Below are 21,357 nucleotides of genomic sequence, written 5' to 3' on the forward strand. Positions count from 1 at the left end.
GCCGTTGTCCCCCGGACGCTGATGGTGGCACCAGAATGCGGGGACGTCCTTGGAAAAAGCTGGGACCACGACGTCGCGGCGCTTGCGTGCGCTGCCGACGGGCCCGCCGCCGGTCCCTCGACGCAGATCCCTCGCGGCGCTCCGGGCCTGCTGGTAGGCCCGCTACAGGCCAAAAGGTAGTGTGCTTGAGTAGAGGTGCGCCAGCCTGAACGGGCGGCGTCTGCAGAAGGGAAGTTGACGTGACTCGTAAGGCTCCGCGCATTGAGGAAACCGAGGAAAAGGACCTGGAGGTCGGCGACGGGCCGAAGCACTGGGCCGCCGGGGTCCCGGGTGTCTACCATTCCATGAAGCCTGCCGTTGAGCAGATGGGCCTGAACCGCACGCGCAAGACGGTCATGAAGATGAACCAGAAGGACGGCTTCGACTGCCCGAGCTGCGCGTGGCCGGATCCGCATCACCGCAAGGCCTTCGAATTCTGCGAAAACGGCGCCAAGGCCGTCACCTGGGAAGCGACTCCGGTGGTCATCCCGACGTCGTTCTGGGCAGAGCACTCGGTGAGTGAACTGCGCAACCGCTCGGACTACTGGCTTGGCATGCAGGGCCGGCTCACCGAACCGGTTTATAAGCCCAGCGGCGAAGACCACTACAAGCCGATCAGCTGGGATGAGGCCATCCGGATCATCACCGAGAAGCTCAAGGGCCTGGACTCCCCGGACGAGGCCTCCTTCTACACCAGCGGCCGCACCTCCAACGAGGCAGCTTTCCTCTACCAGCTGCTGGTCCGCGGTTACGGCACCAACAACCTGCCGGACTGCTCGAACATGTGCCACGAGTCGTCCGGCTGGGCGATGGGCCAGACAATCGGCATCGGCAAGGCCACGGTCAACTTCGACGACTACGCCGACGCGGACTTGATCATCATCATGGGCCAGAACCCGGGCACGAACCACCCGCGCATGCTCACCGAACTGGAGAACTGCAAGCACAACGGCGGCGAGATCGTCGCCGTCAACCCGCTCCCCGAGGCGGGCCTGCACCGGTACAAGAACCCGCAGAAGATCAAGGGCATCATCGGCCGCGGCACCTCAATCGCCGACCAGTTCATGCACATCCGGATCGGCGGGGACATGGCCCTGCTGCAGGCCGTGTCCAAGCGCGTGCTCGACGCCGAGGCGAAGAACCCCGGCACCGTCCTGGACCACGCCTTCCTCGCCGAGCACTGCGAAGGGCTCGAGGAGCTCAAGGAACACCTGGCCCTGCTCGACGAGCAGGCAGTGCTGGAAGCCACCGGCCTGCGCACCGAGGAGATCGACGAACTCGCCGCCCGCTACCTGAAGGCCGACAAGGTCATCATCACCTGGGCCATGGGGGTCACGCAGCAGAAGAAGGGCGTGGCCACCATCAAGGAGATCATCAACCTGCTCCTGCTCCGCGGCAACATGGGCAAGCCCGGCGCTGGCGCCTCCCCGATCCGCGGCCATTCCAATGTGCAGGGCGACCGCACCATGGGTATCTGGGAGCAGATGCCGCAGTCCTTCATGGAAGCCCTCGGCGAGGAATTCGACTTCGAACCGCCCCGCGAGCACGGTGTCGACGCCGTCGAGACCATCAACAAGATGCAGGACGGCGAGATCAAGGTGTTCATGGCGATGGGCGGCAACTTTGTCGGCGCCATTTCCGACACCAACGCCGCCGAGGCGGCCGTGGCGGGGACGGAGATGTCCATCCAGGTCTCCACCAAGCTCAACCGCTCGCACGTGGTGACCGGCGCGGAAGCCCTGATCCTGCCTACCATGGGCCGGTCCGAGATCGACATCCAGGAATCCGGCGAGCAGTTCGTCTCCGTGGAGGACACGGTGTGCGCCGTGCACCCCTCGTGGGGCAGCGTGGAGCCCGTCTCGCACCACCTGCTTTCCGAACCGGCGATCCTCAGCCGCCTCGGCAAAGCCCTCGTGGGCGACAAGATCAAGGCGGACTGGGACGGCTACGAGAAGAACTACGACCTGATCCGGGACCACATCTCGCGGGTCGTCGGCGGCTGCAAGGACTACAACACCCGGATCCGCCAGGAAGGCGGCTTCATCCTCGAGAACGGCCCCCGGGACTCCCGCACCTTCCCGACGCCGACCGGCAAGGCCGTGCTCACCGTGAACGAGCTCGAGCACGTGGAGCGGCCGGAGGGCACCCTGATCCTGCAGACCATGCGGTCCCACGACCAGTTCAACACCACCATCTACGGCCATAACGACCGCTACCGCGGGATCAAGAAGGGCCGCCACGTGGTGTTCGTGAATCCGGAGGACCTGAACGAGCTGGGCCTGGCCGACGGGCTTTTCGTGGACATCCACGGGCAGTACCAGGACGGTGTCGAGCGGGTGCTGCGCAAGTTCCGCGTCGTCTCCTACCCGACGGCCCGCGGTTGCGCCGCCGCGTACTACCCGGAGGCCAACGTGCTGGTGCCGCTGAACCACACGGCGGAGGGCAGCAACACGCCGATCTCCAAGGCCGTCATCGTCCGGCTCGAGCCGAGCCTTGACCAGACCCCGGACAGCCCGTCCCGGCTGCACATGGCCCCGGGCGTCATGGCGCCGGCCTAAGCGGGCACCGGCCTAAGCGGTGGCCGGCCTGAGCGGTGGGACATGTCCCTTGGAGAGGCTCGAGCACTTCGGGGGACATGCTCATTCCCGGCCTTGGCCACTGGACATAATGCGCATATGTCCATCCTTGGCAGCCAAGGAGGGACATGTCCCTCCGGAAGGCTCAAACCACATCGGGGACATGCCCGACGTCGGCCGCGGCCACTGGACATAATGCGCATATGTCCATTCTTGGCCGCCAAGGAAGGGCATGTCCCTCAGGAAGGCTCAAACCACATCGGGGAACATGCCCGACGTGCGCCGCAGCCACTGGACATAATGCGCATATGTCCATCCTTGGCGGCCAAAAAGGGGCATGTCCCTCAGGAAGGCTCAAACCACATCGGGGGACATGCCCATTCCCGGCCTTGGCCAGTGGACATAATGCGGATATGTCCACCCTTGGCTGCCAAGGAAGGGCATGTCCCCCTGGGGTGCTACAGCGCTACGCCACCCGGCCAGCTACTGGGCCCGCTTGGCCCAGCCCTTCTCGTCAGGGCCGCCGGACTCGCCGTGCTCGCACAGCTCGATGACCTTGTTGGACGCGGCGTGCACCGCCTCCTGGGTGCTCTTCCGGCCGTTGGTGGATGCCGTACCCGCAGCGAAGCCGACGATGAAGGCGCTGACGGCGTCTGCGTGCGGCCCGACCGCCTTCACGGATTCTTCCGCGACTTCCACGAGCTTCTCGTGGTCGACTTCCAGGTCAAGGATCTGCAGGGCCTGGATCAGGCGGGCGCTCCAGTGCCGCAGCGCGCTGTCTTCTTCTCGGGGCAAGGTCATCTGCTACTCCTCATGCTCGGGTGCTCGGGTCAATCGGCTGTCCCTCAAGGGGTAGCACCGATTCCGGCCAAGGTGCAACGCGACACAGCCGGTGCCGCCAAGTCACCGGCCCTCCGACCACCAGCTCCCCCGGCGGTCAACTCCCCCGACCATCAACTCCACAGGGCAACGTGGAACTTTGAGCCACGGCGCTCCAGCCCGCGCGAGCCGCCGCGGGCAACCATGGCCGCCGTGGCATCGGCGGTCCCGACGAAGCGCTGCAGGGTCTGGGCCATGCTGGTGGTCCTGTGCTGGTCCAGCGTGCTGGCCCACCACAGGCCGGGCACCGGGGTTCCGGCGACGGGCAACCGCACCAGCATGCCGTCGGCGACCTCGGCCTGGACGATGTGGCCCAGGGCCAGCATGGTTCCCTCCCCCGCCCGTGCGGCGGCCAGGGCCTCCGTCTCGCTGCTGAGTCTGATGATCTCCGGCACGACTCCCAGCGAGGCGAGCCAGCGGCCCTCCTCCGCGCTCTCCAGGATGCCCGCGGGACCGGTGAACCAGGGCCTGCCCAACAGCCGCTCCACGGCCAGCGGGCCGTGTGCCCGCCCCAGCGGGTCCGCCGGGGCCGCCACGAAAACCCGCTGGTAGCGGAGGAACGGGACAGAGTGGAGGCCCGGGACGGGCGCGGAACTCCCGGGGTGCCCCGGCGGCCTGGCCCCCAGGGCGATGTCATAGGCACGCTCCAGCAGGAGCCCGGCCAGGTCCTCGGCAGCCTCGGCGACGACATCCACCGAGGCGCCCGGGACCCGCTTGGTGAACAGGTCCAGCAACCGACCGGCGGCGTGCTCGGCAAACGGCGCAGTGGCCGCGATTCTCAGCCGTCCGGCGTCGTTCTTGGCGTTACCGACCTCCCAGCGGGCCTGGTCCGCGAGCCCGACAATATCCTGCGCGTAGTCCGCCAGGGCCCGGCCGCCGGGCGTCAGGGTGATCCCGCCCGAGGCCCGCACGAACAAGGGATCCCCCAGGTCCTGCCGGAGCGCCGCGAGGGCCGCGGAAACGGCGGGCTCGCTGACGCCCAAGGCCGCCGCGGCGGCGTGCAGGGAACCGAGGCGTGCCACCAGCGCGAACGTCCGCAACTGGCTCAACGTCATCGACACGGCTTCATAACCTTTCGCTTATGACGATGTTGACACCCTCCTTGGGGCGGGGCAAGACTGACGCTAAATCGGCGCCGCGCGACGATGCCTGCGCCCTGGAGTGAGGTGAGACTATGCAGATTCCGGCTCCATTCGACTATGTTCGGGCCACCACGGTGGAGAACGCCCTTGAGCTTCTGGCACGCCACGGCCCCGAGTCCCGGGTGGTTGCCGGCGGCCACAGCCTGCTGCCGATGATGAAGCTCCGGCTGTCGCGGCCCGAATGGCTGATCGACATCAACGACCTCTTCGAGCTTGACTTCATCCTGCGCGACGGCGGGGAGCTGCGCATCGGCGCCCTGACCCGCCACTCCACGCTGCTGGAATCGGACGAAATTGCCGGGCTGTTCCCGATTGTGCGGGACGCGGAGCTGGTGATCGCCGACCCGGTGGTCCGCAACCGCGGCACCATCGGCGGTTCGCTGTGCCAGGCCGACCCGGCTGAGGATCTCTCCACGGTGTGCGCCGTCCTCGGCGCCGCGGCCGCGGTCCGCGGCCCGGCCGGCGAGCGCGTCCTGTCCATGCCGGACTTCCACCGCGGCCCGTACCAGACGGCCGTCGGCCCGGACGAGCTGCTGTGCGAAGTCCGCATCCCCATCAAGGCCCGCTCGTCCAGCGCCTACGAGAAGGTGGAGCGGCGCGTGGGCGACTGGGCCGTGGGGGCCGCCGGGGCGTCCGTGACGCTCGCGGAGGACGGCAGCATTGCCGAGGCCGCCGTCGGGCTCACCGCACTGGGCCTGGACCACACGGTTGAGGAAGCCGCCGGGCTGTTGCGCGGCAAGCACCCCTCCGAGGAACTGTTCGCCGACGCCGGCCGACTCGCCGCCGAGGCCTGCGACCCGGTGGCGGACCAGCGCGGACCGGTCGACTACAAACGGCACCTCGCCGACGAACTCACCCGGCGCGTCCTGCGGCGCGCCTGCGCCCGGGCCGCCGGGCAACCCGAGCAGCCGGTCAACCAGCAACAGGAAGGCTGAAGCGCATGCAGATCAGCATGACCGTGAACGGCAACGAAGTAACGTCCGAGATTGAACCGCGCGTGCTCCTGGTCCACTACATCCGCGAGGTGCTCGGACTGACCGGCACCCACTGGGGCTGCGACACGAGCAACTGCGGAACCTGCGTGGTCCTGATGGACGGCCAGCCCGTGAAGTCCTGCACCGTCCTGGCGGCGATGGCCGCCGGACACGACATCCGGACAGTCGAGGGACTCGCCGCCGGGACCACGCTGGACCCGGTGCAACAGGGCTTCATGGAGGAGCACGGGCTGCAGTGCGGCTTCTGCACGCCGGGCATGATGCTCACAGCCCGCGCCCTGCTGGACAAGAACCCGCACCCGGACGAGGGCGAGATCCGCCAGGCCATCTCCGGCCAGATCTGCCGGTGCACGGGCTACGCGACGATCGTCCGCTCGGTGCTGTGGGCTGCGGCCCATCCGGCGGACGGGGCCGACCCGGGCGAAGGAGCCGACGAGGTCCTCGACGGGACCGACACCGTTGTGGCGGACGTCGCCACGGAAACCGAAGACGCAGAGGTGAAGGCATGACCGTCATCCATGAGCGGGAGAACAACCCCGCCGCCGGCGACGCGGACCGTCCGATCGGCTACGGCCGCATCCAGCGCAAGGAAGACCCCCGCTTCGTCCGCGGCAAGGGCCACTACATCGACGACCTCGTCCTGCCCGGCATGCTGCACGGCGCGATCCTGCGTGCCCCGGTGGCGCACGCCCGGCTGGTGTCGATCGACACCACCAACGCCCTGGCGCACCCCAAGGTCCTCGCCGTCATCACCGGCAAGGACCTCGAGGGCCTCAAGCTGGCCTGGGCTCCCACGCTCTCCGCCGACGTGCAGGCGGTTCTCGTGACGGACAAGGTCCGGTTCCAGGGGCAGGAGGTCGCGTTTGTCGTGGCCGAGGACCGTTACGCCGCCCGGGACGCGCTGGAGCTGATCGACGTCGAATACGACATGCTGCCGCCACTGGTCGATGCGCGCAGGGCACTCGACGCCGACGCCCCGCTCATCAGGGACGAAATCGAGGGCCGGACGGACAACAAGATCTTCGATTGGGAGATGGGGGACGCGGCCGAGACCGACGCCGTGTTCGCGGGCGCGGACGTCGTGGTCAGCCAGGAGATGGTGTACCCCCGAGTGCACCCGGCTCCGATGGAGACCTGCGGCGCCGTGGCCGACTTCGACGCCGTCAACGGCAAGCTGACCCTGTACGAGACGACGCAGGCCCCGCACGCGCACCGGACGCTGTTCGCGATCGTGGCCGGCATCCCGGAACACAAGATCCGGATCGTCTCCCCCGACATTGGCGGCGGTTTCGGCAACAAGGTCGGCATCTACCCCGGCTACATCCTCGCGGTGGTCGGCTCCATCGTCACCGGCAAACCGGTCAAGTGGGTGGAGGACCGCTCGGAGAACCTGATGTCCACCTCCTTCGCCCGCGACTACATCATGCAGGGCGAGATCGCCGCGACGAAGGACGGCAAGATCCTGGCCCTGCGCACCAACGTGCTGGCCGACCACGGCGCCTTCAACGCCACCGCCCAGCCCACCAAAAACCCGGCCGGCTTCTTCTCCATCTTCACCGGCAGCTACGACCTGCAGGCCGCCCACTGCAAGGTCACCGGCGTCTACACCAACAAGGCACCCGGCGGCGTGGCCTACGCCTGCTCCTTCCGGGTCACCGAAGCCGTGTACCTCGTGGAGCGGATGGTGGACGTCCTGGCCCGGAAGCTGGACATGGACCCGGCGGAGCTCAGGCTGAAGAACTTCATCAAACCCGAGCAGTTCCCCTACGCCAACAAGACCGGCTGGGTCTACGACTCCGGCAACTACGAGGCGGCCATGCGGAAGTCCATGCAGCTGGCCGGCTATGAGGAGCTGCGGCGCGAACAACAGGAGAAGCGCACCAGGGGCGAACTGATGGGCATCGGCATTTCCTTCTTCACCGAGGTTGTCGGCGCCGGGCCGCGCAAGCACTTCGACATCGTCGGCCTGGGCATGGCCGACGGCGCCGAACTGCGGGTGCACCCCACCGGCAAGGCCGTCGTGCGGCTGTCCGTGCAAAGCCAGGGGCAGGGCCACGAGACCACCTTCGCCCAGATCGTCGCGGAGGAACTCGGCATCCCGCCGGAGAACATCGACGTCGTCCACGGCGACACGGACCAGACACCGTTCGGCCTGGGCACCTACGGGAGCCGCTCGACGCCGGTCAGCGGCGGCGCCGTGGCGCTGGTGGCGCGCAAGGTGCGGGAGAAAGCGAAACTGATCGCCGCGGCCATGCTGGAGACCCGCCCCGAAGACCTGGAATGGGAGAAGGGCCGCTGGTTCGTCAAGGGCGACCCCACAGCCGGGAAGACCATCGAGGACATCGCCATGGCGGCCCACGGCACCATGACCCTGCCCGAAGGCGTCGACGGCAACCTGGATGCGGAGGTCACCTACGACCCGCCCAACCTGACCTTCCCGTTCGGCGCCTACATCTGCGTGGTCGACGTCGACCCTGGCACCGGCCACGTCAAGGTGCGGCGGTTCATCGCGGTGGACGACTGCGGGACCCGTATCAACCCGATGATCATCGAAGGCCAGGTGCACGGCGGCCTGACCGACGGGGTCGGGATGGCCCTGATGGAGATCATCGAGTTCGACCCGGACGGCAACAACCTGGGCGGCTCGTTCATGGACTACCTCATCCCCACGGCCATGGAGGTCCCGGACTGGGAGACCGGCTTCACGGTCACACCGTCCCCGCACCACCCCATCGGCGCCAAGGGGATCGGCGAATCCGCCACGGTCGGCTCACCCCCGGCGATCGTGAACGCCGTGGTCGACGCGCTGGCGCCGTTCGGCGTCGTGCACATGGACATGCCGTGCACGCCGGCCCGGGTCTGGGCCGCCATGCAGGGCCGGGCAACGCCGCCGATCTGAGATGACCACCGCCGCAGACTCCATCTCCGCACGGGCCGGCGAACTCGCCGCCCGCCGCGAGCCGTTCGTGCACGCCACGGTGGTCCGCGCCCAGCATCCCACCAGCGCCCGCGCCGGGGACACCGCCCTGGTGCTGCCCGGCGGGGACATCCAGGGCTTCGTCGGCGGGAACTGCGTCGAGTCCTCGGTCCGCGAATACGGCCTGCAGGTGCTCGCCTCCGGGGAACCCCTGTTGCTGCGCGTGCTGCCCGGCGAACCGTCCAGGCACACGGAGGACGGCGCCGTGGAGGTGTCCAACCCGTGCCTGAGCGGCGGAGCGATCGAAATCTTCCTCCAGCCGCGCCTCCCCGCGCCACGGGTCGTGGTGGTGGGGACGACGCCGGTGGCGCAGGCGCTCGCGGCGCTGGGGTCCGGTGTGGGGTTCGACGTCGAACTCGCCGACGGCGGCTCCGCTGAGCCGCGCGCGGGCGACGCCGCCCTGATCGTCGCCTCGCACGGCAAGGCGGAGGAGGGTGCCCTCGAGGCCGCACTGCGCGCCGGAGTCCCCTACGTCGCCCTGGTGGCGAGCGAAACCCGGGGCGCCGCCGTGCTGGACTCGCTCGAGGTCGACGATGTGCTGCGCTCGCGGGTGTACACCCCCGCGGGCCTGCAGCTGGGCGCCCGCACCCCCGGGGAAATCGCCGTGTCCATCCTCGCCCAGCTGGTGCAGGAACGGGCCGCGGCCCGTGCGCAGGCACAGAACGCTGCACAGAACAGCGCGCAAGCCGGCGGGGTTCCTGCGCCGTCGACGCCGCAGCCGGAAACCGCGGTGGACCCGGTGTGCGGCATGTCGGTCCCGGCGGTCGAATCGTCACTGCAGCTCGAGCACAACGGCGTCACCGTCTACTTCTGCTCGCCCGGCTGCCGCGCGGCCTTCCGCAAGGATCCGGAGCGCTATGCCCTCAGCACCTGATTCGACCCTCCCGGCAGGCACCGCGGCCGTCATCCTGGCGGCCGGCGGGTCGGCGCGCCTGGGCCGGCCCAAGCAGCTGCTGCCCTACGGCGACGGCGTGCTGCTGGACGCCGCGCTCGCGACGGCCCGGCGCTGCGGGTTCGCGCAGACTGTGCTGGCGCTCGGCGGATCCGCCGAGGAAGTCCTCGGTGCGGTGGACACCACGGGCTGCGAGGTGGCGCTCAACCCGGACTACGGCCAGGGATGTTCGTCCTCGATCGCCGCCGCTATGGGAGTGCTGCGGCCGGACACCGAGGCGGTGGTCCTGCTGCTGGGCGACCAGCCCGGCGTCCGGGCGGAGAGCGTGGCGCCGCTGCTGCGGGCGCTGGGCCGGTCCGACGGCCCGTTGGCCGCCGTGTGCCGCTACGACGACGGCGTGGGCCATCCCCTCGCGTTCAGCCGGCGGCTGCTGCCGGAGCTGGCCTCGTTGCACGGGGACAAGGCCGTGTGGAAGCTGCTGGAGCAGCGGGCGGACGACGTCGTCGAGGTTCCCACGCCGGGCCTCATCCCCCTCGACGTCGACACCGAAGAGGACTACCGGCGGGTGCTGGCCGAGCTGCAGGGGGCCGGATGAACACGGCAGCCCGGCACGGCGCGGAGGACGAGGTGCAGCGGAGGATCCCCGACGTCGCCTCGCTGATGGCGGCCCTGGACCAGCACGACTACCTGGCTGACACCGGGCTGGCCACCGCGCTGTTCCTGGCGGTGCGGCTGCCGCAGCCCATCCTGCTCGAGGGCGAGGCCGGCGTGGGCAAGACGGAGGCAGCCAAGACGCTGGCGCTGCTGCTGGACACCCCGCTGTACCGGCTGCAGTGCTACGAGGGTATCGACGCGGGAGAAGCGCTTTACGAGTGGAACCACCAGCGCCAGCTGCTGGGGATCCGGCTGGCCGAGGCGCGCGATGCCGAGGTCGGCGAGGCTGAACTGTTCGGTCCTCAATACCTCCTGCGCCGGCCGCTGCTGCAGGCCATCGAACACCCGGGGCCGCGTCCGGCCGTGCTGCTGCTGGACGAGATTGACCGCGCCGACGCCGAGTTCGAGGCGTTCACCTTTGAGTTGCTGGCAGAGGCCTCGGTCACTATCCCCGAGCTGGGCACCATCCGCGCCACGCATCCGCCCATCGTCGTGCTGACCTCCAACCGCACCCGTGACCTGCACGACGCGCTGACCCGCCGCTGCCTGTACCACTGGATCGATTACCCGGGCCCGGCCCGGATTGCCGAGATTGTGCGCCGCCGGGTGCCCGCCAGCAGCGGCCCGCTGGCGTTGCAGGCCGCAGCGGTGATCACTCGGCTGCGCAGCCTGGACCTGGCGAAGCCGCCTGGCATCTCCGAGGCCATCGACTGGGTGTCCGCGCTCGCGGTGCTGGGCATCGAGCGGATCGACGCCGCGACGGCCGAACGGACCCTGGGTTCGATCGTGAAGAACCGCGACGACTTGGAACTGGTGGGCTCCCGCGGCGCGGCCTGGCTGGTGGACGGCACCGATGACTGACCCGACGCCAAAATTCCCGCAGGCGGCCACGGCTGAGACGCTAACTGCCGGGCCGCCGACTGCCGGGCCGCCGACTGCCGGGCCGCCGTTCGTCGAGGCTGCTTCCCTGGCCGCGTCCTTCATCACGGCCCTGCGCGGCGCGGGAGTCACGTGCTCGCCGGACCGGGCGGCCAGGCTGGCGGTGGCGCTGCGGCTTGTCCCGCCGACGTATCTGGAGCGGCTGTACTGGACCCTGCGGGTGGTGCTGGTCTCCAGCCGTGAGCAGTTACCGGTGTTCGACGCCGTGTTTGACGCCGTTTTCCGGGGCGGCTTCGACCCCGCCGCCGCGCTGGAGCGCCACGCCGGCCAACCCGTCCCTGTCCCGGCGGCGCCGCCGGCGGACGGCGCCCGGCCCAAGGCCGCCGCCGGCACCGGACGCGAGACCGAGCACCGCTACACAGCCGGGCGGCAGCACCCCGCCGTGGCTTCGGTCCAGGACGACGCCGGAGACCGGCGCGGACCCGAGCGCGAGGCGGTGCTGGCGATGGCCTCCACCGAAGAGCACCTGCACGCGATGAACTTTGCCGAGCTCACCGACGCGGAAGCCGCCGAGATCCGCCGCCTGGCCGGCCGGATCCTGCTTTCGACGCCCGTGCGCTTGAGCCGGCGTACACGCAAGTCGGTGCACAGTAGCGCGCGCCTGGACATCCGGGCCACCGTGCGGGCGGCCCGGCGCTCCGGCTATGACTCCCCCAGGCTCCTTTACGCCCGGCGCCGCCAACTCAGGCGCAAGCTGGTGCTGCTGTGCGATGTCTCCGCGTCGATGGAAGCCTATTCCCGGATCTTCCTCGCGCTGCTGCAGGGAGCAGTCACGACCGCTGGGGCCGAGGCCTTCGTCTTCTCCACCAGGCTGACACGCCTGACCCGGCAACTGGCCCAGCGCGATCCCGACCTGGCACTTGCCCGCGCAGCCGCCACCGCGCCGGACTGGGCCAGCGGCACCAGGATCGCCGCGTGCCTCCGGGACTTCGTCGACGAACACGGCCGCCGCGGCCTAGCGCGCGGAGCCGTGGTGGTGGTTTTCTCCGACGGCTGGGCGCAGGAGGATCCGGAGCAGATCGCGGCCCAGATGGCGAGATTGCGCAGGCTCGCGCACCGGGTGGTCTGGGTGAACCCGCGGAAGGCGGCGCCGCACTACCAGCCGCTGGCCGGCGGCATTGCCGCCGCACTGCCCTACTGCGACGCGTTCGTCAGCGGGCACAGTTATGTGGCACTGGCGGAGCTGGCTGCGGCCATCCGCGGCGACGGCCCGGCCGGTCCGGAAGGACATGCAGTGGGAAGACAAGGGATCGAAAGTCAAGGGAGCAGCTAATGCAGATCGACAGCAGTTTCTCGGTGGTCGCACCGATCGGCAAGGTCTGGGACACGCTGATGGATTTCGAACGGGTGGCCGGCTGCCTTCCGGGTGCCCAGATCCTGAACAAGCTCTCCGACGACGCCTACCAGGTGGGCATGACGGTGAAGCTGGGCCCGGTGAACATGCAGTACAAGGGGCTGCTGAACGTCCGGGAGCGGAACGCCACCGAGCACCGGGCCGTTCTGGGCGGGAAGGCGCAGGAGACCCGCGGCCAGGGCACAGCGGAAGCCAAGGTCACGCTGGCCCTGGCGGAGGAGGGAACCACGACCCGCGGAACCGTCAGTGCCGACCTGGCGCTTTCCGGCAAGGCAGCCGCCATGGGCAAGAGCGTGATCGGCAGCGTTACCGAACAAATGATGGGACTCTTCGCCAGCAACCTGCAGGCCATGCTTGCCGAGCCGGGGGCAGCCGCGGCCCAGGGCCCGGCCGAGGCCCCTGCCGAGGCCCCTGCCGAGCCCGCACCTCCGGCGGCCACCCCACCGGCAATGACCCCACCCGCTGCCCCTGTGCCAGCTGCCGCAGCCCAACCGCCCGCAGCCCCCATACCGCCAGTGACGCCAGCGACGCCAGCGCCGTCGGGCAGTCTCGACGCCTTCAGCCTGGCGAAGGGCATTGCCGCCGACCAGCTCTCCAGCCCCGGCAAGGTCGCGGGCCTGCTCGCCGCAGTGGCGTGCCTGGCGTACTGGGCGGGCCGGCGCTCGGCCTTCCGGATGCTCCGGCTCTGCGGAAGGCTCTAGGAGAAGCCCATGCGGGACGTGCTGGGGGCCATCTTGCCGGACTGGCGGCTGGGCAGGACTGCGGGCCTGGCCACGGTGGTGAACACGTTCAAGTCCGCCCCGCGGCTTCCGGGCGCGTCGATGCTGGTCACCGCCGGCGGCGAGGCCGTCGGGTCGGTGTCGGGCGGCTGCGTGGAGGGCGCGGTGTATGAGCTGGCCACCCAGGTCAAGGACGACGGCGTCCCGGTGCTGGTGCGGTACGGAATCAGCGACGACGACGCCTTCGCCGTCGGCCTCACTTGCGGCGGCATCATCGACATCTTCGTGGAGCCGGTCTCCCAACAGCGCTTCGCCGAGCTCGACGGCGTGCGGCAGGACATCGGCGACGAAAAGCGGGTGGGCGTCGCCACGGTGATCGAACACCCGGACAGCAACTGGCTCGGACGGCACCTGGTGGTGCGGCCGGACGGCTTCGAGGGCAACCTGGGCTCCGAACGCGCCAACCTCGCCGTCGGCGACGACTGTCAGGGCTACTTGGCCGCGGGCCGGACCGGCATCCTGAACTACGGCCCGGACGGGGAACGGCTCGACAGTGGAATGCGCATCTTTTTCACCAGCTACGCCCCGCCGCCGCGGATGCTCGTCTTCGGGGCCATCGACTTCGCCTCCGCGCTGGCAAGGCTGGGAACCTTCCTGGGCTACCGGGTGACGGTGTGCGACGCACGCCCCGTCTTCGCCACCCCGGCCCGGTTTCCCGAGGCCGCCGAGGTGATCAACGAGTGGCCGCACCGCTATCTTGCCCGGCAGCAGGAGCAGGGACTGGTGGACGAACGGACCGTCATCTGCGTGCTCACCCACGACCCGAAATTCGATATTCCGCTGCTGGAGGTGGCCCTGCGCGGCAGCCCGGTGGCCTTCATCGGGGCGATGGGCTCGCGGCGCACCCATGAGGACAGGATCCGGCGGCTGCGCGAGGCGGGACTGGGCGGGACCGAGCTGGCCCGGCTGCACAGCCCGGTCGGCTTGGACCTTGGCGCGCGCACCCCGGAAGAGACAGCGGTGTCCATCGCCGCGGAAATCATCGCCAAGCAGTGGAGTGGCAGCGGCGAGCCGCTACACCGGCTGGACGAGCGGATCCACCACGACGAGCAAAACCACGATCAGCAGCACGCCTAGCGGCTTCCCGGCCTTCGGTCAGCGTGCGGCGGCAGGAACGGCCGAGAGCAGCTCCCGGAAGCGTGCGGCGTGTGCCGCCAATTCGTCCGGCGTCACCCGTGGGGCCGAATGCCGGACCAGGGGTTCTGCCATTTCCAGCCCGCAGAGGTGCGCGGTGGCCTCCAGCGGACGCAGCAGCTCGGCCATGGTGAAGCGGTTGTGCCCCGCCGGCGTGTAGGAGGATTCGGGGCCGCCGGTTGAGATGACCAGTTGCAGCCGCTTGCCGTGCAGGGCGGTTCCGCCGGCGCCGTAGGCGAAACCATAGCTGAGGACCTGGTCCATCCACTCTTTCAGCACACCGGGCACGGAGTACCAGTGCCAAGGGAACAGCAGGACGATGGTGTCATGCTCGAGCAGGAGCTCCTGCTCCCTGGCGGCGTCCACGCGCCGGTCCGGGTAGGCGGAGGCGAGGTCCCGGACGGTCACGCCGTCGAGGTCCCTGACGGCGGCGGCAAGCCGCGCGGTGATCCGGGATGCTGCCAGGTCGGGGTGGGCAACGACGACGAGGGTGCGGTGTGTGGTCATGGGAGCTTTGTGCTTCTTTCAGGATTCCTGGCCGGGCGCAGCGGCGCGCCGGGCTGCCCTAGACAGGATTGTCTATGTCGGGAACGAAGCTACCAGACAGAATTGTCTGTACACAAATGGCGGGCGCCACTGCTGGTCGGGCATGTGGCGCCGCGGGGCCCGGCCGCGGGCGTAAGCTCGTGCCATGGCGAGATATTTCGATGTGCACCCCGACAACCCGCAGCCGCGAGCCATTACGCAGGTGGTGGAGATGATCAAGTCCGGCGGCCTGATCGCCTACCCGACCGACTCCTGCTACGCCCTCGGCGCGCAGCTCGGCAACCGGGACGCGCTGGACAGGATCCGGGCCATCCGGCACCTGGATGACAAGCACCACTTCACGCTGGTCTGCAAGGACTTCGCCCAGCTCGGCCAGTTCGTCCAGATCGACAATGACGTGTTCCGCAGCATCAAGGCAGTGACGCCGGGCAGCTACACTTTCATCCTGCCGGCCACAAAGGAAGTGCCGAAGCGGCTGCTGCACCCGAAGAAGAAAACGGTGGGCGTACGCATCCCGGACAACAAGGTCGTCCAGGCCTTGCTGGCCGAACTCGGCGAACCGCTGCTTTCCAGCACGCTGCTGCTTCCGGACGAAGAAGAGCCGCTGACCCAGGGCTGGGAAATCAAGGAACGGCTGGACCACGTGGTGGACGCCGTCATCGACTCCGGCGACTGCGGGGCAGAGCCGACCACGGTCATCGATTTCTCCAGCGGCGTTGCCGAGGTCACCCGCCACGGCATGGGAGACCCGTCCCGCTTCGAATAGCGCTGCGGATAGCCGTCGGGCTGGCCGGGCGGGTCCTTGCAGCGACACCCCCGGCCCCCTATTGTTCGGATCATGACCGCGCCCGGGGGAAACGCACGTTATCGAAAACGCACGACGCCGACACTGTTGTCTATCGCATGCCTCGCCTTTGGGGCGGTGACGATTGGGGCGGTGACGGCGGGCTGCGGCTCGGCTCCGCCCGCGGAGCCGGCTGGCACGCCAACCCTGACCAAGCCGCCGGCAGCCTCGGCAGCGGCCGTGACGGGCGCCGGGCTGTCGCCAGGTCAGACCCTTGCGCCCGCCCCGCCGGTTCCGCCCGCCCCCGCCGGCCGCGGCGCGGATCAGTGCCTGCAGCAGGCCGGGGACGCCGCAGCCAACGGACCCCTTCGGTGCGAATACTTCACTTCCGGCTCCCTGATGCCCGCATCCGTGCCCGCAGGTCCTGGCCTGAGCTCCGGTGACTATGCCGTCAGGTTTGGCAGCGTGGGCGGCCATCCGTTGATGACGGTGCGGATCCGCTGCGCGTCCTACGCGGTCGGAGTGAGTGTTGCCGGCGGCACCATCACACCGGATCCGGGCACGTTCGAAAGCTTCGTCGGCGCGTGCCCATTCCCCTGGGACGGGGAACAACAGCGGATGAAGCAGTACCTTCAGGCGCCGCTTCAGTTTGCCCGCCGGGACAGTGGCATCGTGCTGCACAACCAGGAGTGGGGAGTTACCCTATTCCGAACCCCCTACGGGGCCGCCTAATTGACTCCGGCATTTACATTTCCAGGTTCATAATCGAGGCATGAGACTGACTGGAGTTCTCCCCGAGGACGCACCGGACCCTCGTGTTCAGCAGGCTGAACAGCTGAGACTCATGCCCGTCCCCGTGATGGGCCTCATGCCCCAGCCGTCGCTGGAAGACACGGACACTGTTTCTCTGGCCTACAGCCAGGACGATCGTGGATACAGCGAAATGACGGCGGGCGTCACCTACACAGTCTGGCGGAACCCGGCAGACCGCTCGGATCCGATAAACCTCGCGGACCTCGACGAGCGCACGCGGAAGGCGATCGAGAATGTTCCGCCATGGCCGCGACCCGCGTGGCTGGTCGCGCAGGTGGAGCGAATGCGGTACCCGCAGTTGTGGGACGCCGTGCGAACCAGCTGGCACCGTGATTCCTCCGAGCGCTCTTCGGTCCGCAGGCTGCTGGTCGACCACGTCAACCACATCCTCATGAATCAGTACCGGCCGGAGCCCGGATTGAACGGCAGTCCGTGGGATCGGGCCGCACCCGCAGTGGGCGACCGGATGGTCAATGGCCGGGTACGTGTCCTCGTCAACGGGGTGGAAATACCCGGCGTCGAAGTCGACACGGGCCCGTTCGTATACGGCATCGGCGCCGAACTGCCAGGCGCAGGCGTCGTGACCGCCGCGCTTCCGCGCTCCGAACTCAACCACATCCAGATCCAGTTCAGCACCAGGAGCCGACCGACCGGATGGAGTCAGAAATGATGCGCAGAAACTCATTCGCGCTGGCTGCGGGACCGCCGTTAAGTGGTTGCGCGCGGCGAAATGGGTATCCGCACTCCTGAATGGCACTGCCCGGTCAAATGTCGGCCCCCGGGGCTACACTTTAACTCGAACATATATTCGAAAAAAGGTGTGTTGTGGGCGTAATCGTTGGGCCTCGCGTGATAGACGCTGGCACTTCCCTCCTCTCGGTGCTGATCTCGCCGGTTCCGGTCGCCGCCGGCTATCCGTCGCCGGCGCAGGATTACTTCGACGGACGGATCGACCTCAACGAGCACCTGATCAAGGACATCACCAGCACCTACGTCGTCAGGGTGTCCGGGGACTCCATGGAGGGCGCCGGCATCAGCGACGGCGACGAGCTGATCGTCAACCGTGCCCTGGAGCCCCGCGACGGATGCGTCGTCGTCGCCGTCCTCGACGGCGAACTCACCGTCAAGCGCCTGCGCGTCACCGCAGCCGGCGTGGTCCTGCAGGCGGACAACCCGCGCTACCCCGACATCAGGGTTCCGGCCCTCTCCGACCTGGTCATCTGGGGCGTCGCCACCCGGTGCCTGCACCATGTCTGAGCCCCCGGTATGAGCCCCATGCCCGAGACCCGGCCCGGCGGCAGCATCGCCCTCGTGGATGTGAACTGCTTCTACGCCAGCGCCGAACGCGCGTTCGACCCCTCCTTGGAAGGCCGGCCGGTGGTGGTGCTATCCAACAACGACGGCTGCGCCGTCACCCGATCCCCCGAGGCGAAGGCGCTCGGCATCCCGCTTGGCGAACCGTGGTTCAAGCTCGCCCCACGCGCCAAGGAGTGGGGGCTCGTGGCCAGGTCGAGCAACTACGAGCTCTACGGCGACGTCAGCGCCCGGGTGATGGAACTCCTGGGCCGGTATTCGGCGTGGCTGGAGGTCTACAGCATTGACGAGGCCTTCCTGGGCGTGCGCGGCGACCCGGAAGAACTGCTGCGGCTGGGGCAGGCAATGAAGACGGCGGTTCGCCGGAATGTCGGCGTCCCGGTCTGCGTCGGCATCGCCGGGACCAAGACCCTGGCGAAACTGGCCAACAAGTGGGCCAAACACAACCCCGCCTTCGACGGCGTCTGTCACTGGGATTCGGTACCCGCCAACCTGCAGGAGCAGCTCATGGCCGGCCTGTCCGTCATCGAACTCTGGGGCGTCTCGACACGACTGACCAAACGGCTGAACGCGCTGGGGATCCATAGCGTGCTCGACCTGGCCCGGGCGGACCCGGTCCGGATCAGGGACCGCTTCTCGGTGGTGCTGATGCGCACCGTTCTGGAATTGCAGGGCACGCCCTGCATTCCGCTTGAGGAGGAGCGCGTCGGCCGGGACCAGCTCATCTTCAGCCGCTCCTTCGCCACCCCGATCAGCACCGCGGCCGGAATGCGCCAGGTCCTGGGCATCTACGCGCAACAGGCCAGCGCCAGGCTCGCACGGCACGGCCTGCAAGCCAAGGTCTTGACCGCGTTCGCCGCAACGTCCTACTACAACCCCCGAGACAGTTCACACCCCTCGGTGTCTGCAGCGCTCCCGATGCCGACCGCTGATCCGGTCCTGCTGGCCAGGGCGGCCTACGCCCTGCTCCCCCGGGTCGTCGACGGCGTCAAGTACGCGAAGGCCGGCATCATGGTCACCGACCTGCGCCCGACAGCCAGCCAGGCGCCGCTGGCCGTGTTTGAGAACCCGCATGAAGAACACGGCATCGGGCCGCTGCTGGAGGAGGTCAGCCGCAAATACGGCCGGGGCTCCATCGGCCTGGGTCACGCGGGGATCCGCGGCGGCCCCGACTGGACGATGAAACGCGACATGCTGTCCCCGCGCTACACGACCCACTGGGACGAACTTCCCGTGGTGAGGGCCGCCTGAGCACGGCCTGAAGCTCAGCCCGTGGTCCGGGCCGTTTGCAGGAAGGAGTCCAGGATCCTCCCGGCGTTCTCGCGGAGCCGGTCATCAACCGCGGGACCCTGGGGGCCGGCCGCGTGCAGCCTGTCCCAGAGCAAGAGAAGGGCCCCCAGCACTTCGGAGAGGCCCGTATCCGCCTCGGCGCGCCTCCGCAGCAGCCGGAGGTGAGCCGCTTGGAGGGCCGGCCCCGGCGGGCAGGCAAGGTCGCGGTCGAAAAGGCGGCGGCACCGGTCATAGGCGGACAACCCCTGCACCGGCAGGCCGGCAAGTTCGTACGCCGTCACCAGGCCGGTCCACGCCCGCTCGTTAAGCGGTTCCAGACGGATGGCTGACTGGGCCCAGCGGATCGCCTCGTCGTGGCGTCCCAGGAAGGCCGCGGCCTCGGCGGCGGAGATCATGGCTGCCACGCGCTCGGCCGCGTGGCGGGCGCGGGCCGCATCTGCCCAGTCGGCGTCGAGCTCGAAGCCGAGGAGCGGATCGGCCGAGAGCTCCAGGGCCTCAACCAGGAACAAATAGGCCTTGGCGGGCGCTGCCAGGTCCGCGGCGCGCAACAGGTCGCGGAAACGCGAAAGGTCCAAATCCACGAGTGCGGGATCCAACACGTATCCGCTGTTCGCGGTCCGGAGCGGCCCCGTCTTGGTATGTCCCGGCTGGATTGCCCGGCGAATGCCGCTGACATAGCTCTCCAGCGTGGCCACGGCCCCGTCGCTGGCGCATGGCCCCCAGAGGATTTCGATCAGCCGGGTTTTCGAGACCGGAGTACCCAGATTGAGCAGGAGGATTTCCAGAATGTGCCGCGGCTTGCAGCCGCCCAGATCCGCGGCCGTGAGTGCCACGCCCTCGCGGCGAATTTCCAGGGATCCAAACAGCTGAACCGCTATGGATGGCGCTGCCGCCGGCAAGTTGTGCACGATGCYCTCCGATCCCCAGGCCCCGTTGCAAATCGCGTTGATCAATGACATGCCACTTCCCGCAGCCACCGTGACACGGCGGCCTAGAGACAACAAGCGAGGGTAACTACCCGATTTTTCCGGAGGCGAAAAGTCGGGTACGGGGCGCCCGCGTATCGAGTACGCAGGCCCGAGGAAATCCGGGTAGCCGGCAGTTTGGCCAAGTAGCTTCCGGAGCGGAGCAGGGCTCTGACGAGTAGCTATGGGGCCCCACCCGCGTCCTTCGCGCCGGCCCATTGTTCGGGTTCGTAGGCCTTCCGGACGCGCCGGGGTTCAGGCAAAATACCCGGCTTGCGCTCCGGCGCCATGTGCCCGGAACGGGCGCAGAATTGAGTCAGGAAGCTTTCCTTCCAGCGTTGCCTCAAGGTCAAGAGGGTGCGTCATGAACACCGGGAATGCACATGTCACGTTGCTGCTCGCAGCGGTCCTGCTGGGTGCCGCGGGATGCGCGCCGGGTGGGCAGACCGGGTCGCCGCCGGCGGCCACAGCTCCGGCGAGCGCCTCCGCGAGCGCGAGCATGCCGATGGGATCCGGCGGTCGGCCCGGCAGTTCGACGCCGGCCACTCCGGCGCCGGCCAGTTCGACGGCGGCGATCACCGTACGCGACTTTGCGTACGGTACGCCGGTGGTAGTCGCCGCCGGGGCGCAGGTGAGCGTGACGAACATGGACAGCGCCGAGCACACGGTGACCTCAGACGACGGCTCCGCGTTCGACGTCGACGTCAAGGGCGGCGGCGGCACCGCCACGTTCACCGCGCCGTCACAGCCGGGGACGTATCCCTTCCACTGCACCTTCCACCCCGGCATGCACGGAACGTTGACGGTCAAGTGAACCCCCGCGGCGGCTCACCCGGACGGGGCCCGGACCTGGCCCTGCGGGCATTGACGGCCTTGGCCCTGCTGATCGACGCCGGTGTCCACATCCATCTGGCGCCCGGCTACCAGGCCGGGTCCCCGCAAGGGGTCGGCCAGGGCACCTTGTTCCTGCTCGAATCCGCGGCGGCGGCGCTCGCGGCGCTGGCGGTGCTGCTGCGCGGCAGCACGGCCTCCTACGTTTTCGCCTTCCTCGTGGCGCTCAGCGCCTTCGGTGCCGTCATGTTCTACCGCTACGTGAACCTCCCCGCCTTCGGACCGTTCCCGGCGATGTACGAGCCCGTCTGGTATTTCGAGAAGACCGTCAGCGCCATTGCGGAGGGTGCCGGTGCGGCGCTGGCCGGGCTCGGCGTGGTCCGCACCCGGCGCGCCCGGCAGCGCCTGCCGGGCGGCCCGGGGACCGGCCGCCTCCGTGCCTGACCGGGGCGTT

22 protein-coding genes are annotated in these 21,357 nt (G+C 68.9%); 17 read left to right on the forward strand and 5 right to left on the reverse strand.

Annotation, left to right across the window (positions count from 1 at the left end; genetic code table 11):
- Window positions 1–239 precede the first annotated feature (239 nt).
- Window positions 240–2,597 (forward strand): FdhF/YdeP family oxidoreductase, encoded by a 2,358-nt coding sequence (locus AC1DK9_RS07385; RefSeq protein WP_476915472.1) that lies wholly within the window; start codon window positions 240–242, stop codon window positions 2,595–2,597.
- A gap of 501 nt (window positions 2,598–3,098) precedes the next feature.
- Here AC1DK9_RS07385 and AC1DK9_RS07390 read toward each other — a convergent pair.
- Together AC1DK9_RS07390 and AC1DK9_RS07395 are read right to left on the reverse strand one after the other, a co-directional pair.
- The gene (locus tag AC1DK9_RS07390) at window positions 3,099–3,416 is read right to left on the reverse strand and encodes a DUF6457 domain-containing protein (protein WP_476915473.1); all 318 of its coding nucleotides are present in this window, start codon (window positions 3,414–3,416) and stop codon (window positions 3,099–3,101) included.
- 152 nt (window positions 3,417–3,568) lie between these two features.
- Window positions 3,569–4,549 (reverse strand): LysR family transcriptional regulator, encoded by a 981-nt coding sequence (locus AC1DK9_RS07395; RefSeq protein WP_476915632.1) that lies wholly within the window; start codon window positions 4,547–4,549, stop codon window positions 3,569–3,571.
- A 119-nt stretch (window positions 4,550–4,668) separates the two neighbouring features.
- Between AC1DK9_RS07395 and AC1DK9_RS07400 the strand changes: the two genes are divergently transcribed.
- The 9 genes from AC1DK9_RS07400 to AC1DK9_RS07440 are packed head-to-tail and all read left to right on the forward strand — an operon-like array spanning window position 4,669 to window position 14,303.
- The gene (locus AC1DK9_RS07400) at window positions 4,669–5,571 is read left to right on the forward strand and encodes an FAD binding domain-containing protein (RefSeq protein WP_476915474.1); all 903 of its coding nucleotides are present in this window, start codon (window positions 4,669–4,671) and stop codon (window positions 5,569–5,571) included.
- Window positions 5,572–5,576: 5 nt separating this feature from the next.
- Window positions 5,577–6,140, forward strand: coding sequence for a (2Fe-2S)-binding protein (locus tag AC1DK9_RS07405; protein ID WP_476915475.1), 564 nt, complete (start codon window positions 5,577–5,579; stop codon window positions 6,138–6,140).
- Window positions 6,137–8,530 carry an aerobic carbon-monoxide dehydrogenase large subunit gene (locus AC1DK9_RS07410; protein WP_476915476.1) on the forward strand — a complete coding sequence of 798 codons (2,394 nt, stop codon included), beginning with the start codon at window positions 6,137–6,139 and terminating at the stop codon, window positions 8,528–8,530. The genes AC1DK9_RS07405 and AC1DK9_RS07410 overlap by 4 nt, the downstream gene beginning before the upstream one ends.
- 1 nt (window position 8,531) lies before the next feature.
- The gene (locus AC1DK9_RS07415) at window positions 8,532–9,482 is read left to right on the forward strand and encodes an XdhC family protein (protein ID WP_476915477.1); all 951 of its coding nucleotides are present in this window, start codon (window positions 8,532–8,534) and stop codon (window positions 9,480–9,482) included.
- Window positions 9,466–10,095: a nucleotidyltransferase family protein gene (locus AC1DK9_RS07420; RefSeq protein ID WP_476915478.1), complete on the forward strand. Its 630-nt coding sequence runs from the start codon at window positions 9,466–9,468 to the stop codon at window positions 10,093–10,095. Before AC1DK9_RS07415 ends, AC1DK9_RS07420 begins: the two co-directional genes overlap by 17 nt.
- Window positions 10,092–11,015, forward strand: coding sequence for an AAA family ATPase (locus AC1DK9_RS07425; protein ID WP_476860788.1), 924 nt, complete (start codon window positions 10,092–10,094; stop codon window positions 11,013–11,015). The genes AC1DK9_RS07420 and AC1DK9_RS07425 overlap by 4 nt, the downstream gene beginning before the upstream one ends.
- Complete coding sequence (locus AC1DK9_RS07430; protein ID WP_476860789.1) at window positions 11,008–12,366, forward strand: vWA domain-containing protein; 1,359 nt, start codon at window positions 11,008–11,010, stop codon at window positions 12,364–12,366. The genes AC1DK9_RS07425 and AC1DK9_RS07430 overlap by 8 nt, the downstream gene beginning before the upstream one ends.
- The gene (locus AC1DK9_RS07435; protein WP_476860790.1) at window positions 12,366–13,148 is read left to right on the forward strand and encodes an SRPBCC family protein; all 783 of its coding nucleotides are present in this window, start codon (window positions 12,366–12,368) and stop codon (window positions 13,146–13,148) included. The genes AC1DK9_RS07430 and AC1DK9_RS07435 overlap by 1 nt, the downstream gene beginning before the upstream one ends.
- A 9-nt stretch (window positions 13,149–13,157) precedes the next feature.
- Entirely contained in the window at window positions 13,158–14,303 is a 1,146-nt protein-coding gene (locus tag AC1DK9_RS07440; protein ID WP_476915479.1) for an XdhC family protein, read from the forward strand.
- Between the two features lie 18 nt (window positions 14,304–14,321).
- Here the strand turns inward: AC1DK9_RS07440 and AC1DK9_RS07445 are convergent, their stop codons facing one another.
- Window positions 14,322–14,867, reverse strand: coding sequence for an NAD(P)H-dependent oxidoreductase (locus tag AC1DK9_RS07445; protein WP_476860792.1), 546 nt, complete (start codon window positions 14,865–14,867; stop codon window positions 14,322–14,324).
- Between the two features lie 184 nt (window positions 14,868–15,051).
- On the opposite strand from AC1DK9_RS07445, the gene AC1DK9_RS07450 reads away from it, so the two are divergent.
- The 5 genes from AC1DK9_RS07450 to AC1DK9_RS07470 all read left to right on the forward strand — a co-directional run bounded on the left by AC1DK9_RS07450 (window position 15,052) and on the right by AC1DK9_RS07470 (window position 19,068).
- Window positions 15,052–15,672, forward strand: a complete 621-nt coding sequence (locus AC1DK9_RS07450; protein ID WP_476860793.1) for an L-threonylcarbamoyladenylate synthase — start codon at window positions 15,052–15,054, stop codon at window positions 15,670–15,672.
- Between the two features lie 72 nt (window positions 15,673–15,744).
- Window positions 15,745–16,422 carry a hypothetical protein gene (locus tag AC1DK9_RS07455; protein ID WP_476860794.1) on the forward strand — a complete coding sequence of 226 codons (678 nt, stop codon included), beginning with the start codon at window positions 15,745–15,747 and terminating at the stop codon, window positions 16,420–16,422.
- Window positions 16,423–16,462: 40 nt separating this feature from the next.
- Window positions 16,463–17,173, forward strand: a complete 711-nt coding sequence (locus AC1DK9_RS07460) for a hypothetical protein (protein WP_476860795.1) — start codon at window positions 16,463–16,465, stop codon at window positions 17,171–17,173.
- A 155-nt stretch (window positions 17,174–17,328) separates the two neighbouring features.
- Window positions 17,329–17,760 carry a LexA family protein gene (locus AC1DK9_RS07465; RefSeq protein WP_476860796.1) on the forward strand — a complete coding sequence of 144 codons (432 nt, stop codon included), beginning with the start codon at window positions 17,329–17,331 and terminating at the stop codon, window positions 17,758–17,760.
- Window positions 17,761–17,778: 18 nt separating this feature from the next.
- Window positions 17,779–19,068 carry a Y-family DNA polymerase gene (locus AC1DK9_RS07470; RefSeq protein WP_476860797.1) on the forward strand — a complete coding sequence of 430 codons (1,290 nt, stop codon included), beginning with the start codon at window positions 17,779–17,781 and terminating at the stop codon, window positions 19,066–19,068.
- Window positions 19,069–19,082: 14 nt separating this feature from the next.
- Here the strand turns inward: AC1DK9_RS07470 and AC1DK9_RS07475 are convergent, their stop codons facing one another.
- Both AC1DK9_RS07475 and AC1DK9_RS07480 read right to left on the reverse strand, forming a co-directional pair.
- Window positions 19,083–20,015, reverse strand: coding sequence for an AfsR/SARP family transcriptional regulator (locus AC1DK9_RS07475; RefSeq protein ID WP_476915480.1), 933 nt, complete (start codon window positions 20,013–20,015; stop codon window positions 19,083–19,085).
- A gap of 312 nt (window positions 20,016–20,327) precedes the next feature.
- Entirely contained in the window at window positions 20,328–20,720 is a 393-nt protein-coding gene (locus AC1DK9_RS07480) for a hypothetical protein (RefSeq protein ID WP_476860971.1), read from the reverse strand.
- Between AC1DK9_RS07480 and AC1DK9_RS07485 the strand changes: the two genes are divergently transcribed.
- Complete coding sequence (locus AC1DK9_RS07485) at window positions 20,680–20,886, forward strand: cupredoxin domain-containing protein (protein ID WP_476860799.1); 207 nt, start codon at window positions 20,680–20,682, stop codon at window positions 20,884–20,886. The genes AC1DK9_RS07480 and AC1DK9_RS07485 overlap by 41 nt on opposite strands.
- Window positions 20,883–21,347 (forward strand): hypothetical protein, encoded by a 465-nt coding sequence (locus tag AC1DK9_RS07490; RefSeq protein WP_476860800.1) that lies wholly within the window; start codon window positions 20,883–20,885, stop codon window positions 21,345–21,347. The genes AC1DK9_RS07485 and AC1DK9_RS07490 overlap by 4 nt, the downstream gene beginning before the upstream one ends.
- Window positions 21,348–21,357 lie beyond the last annotated feature (10 nt).

Source organism: Arthrobacter sp. 01T414 (assembly GCF_056398965.1).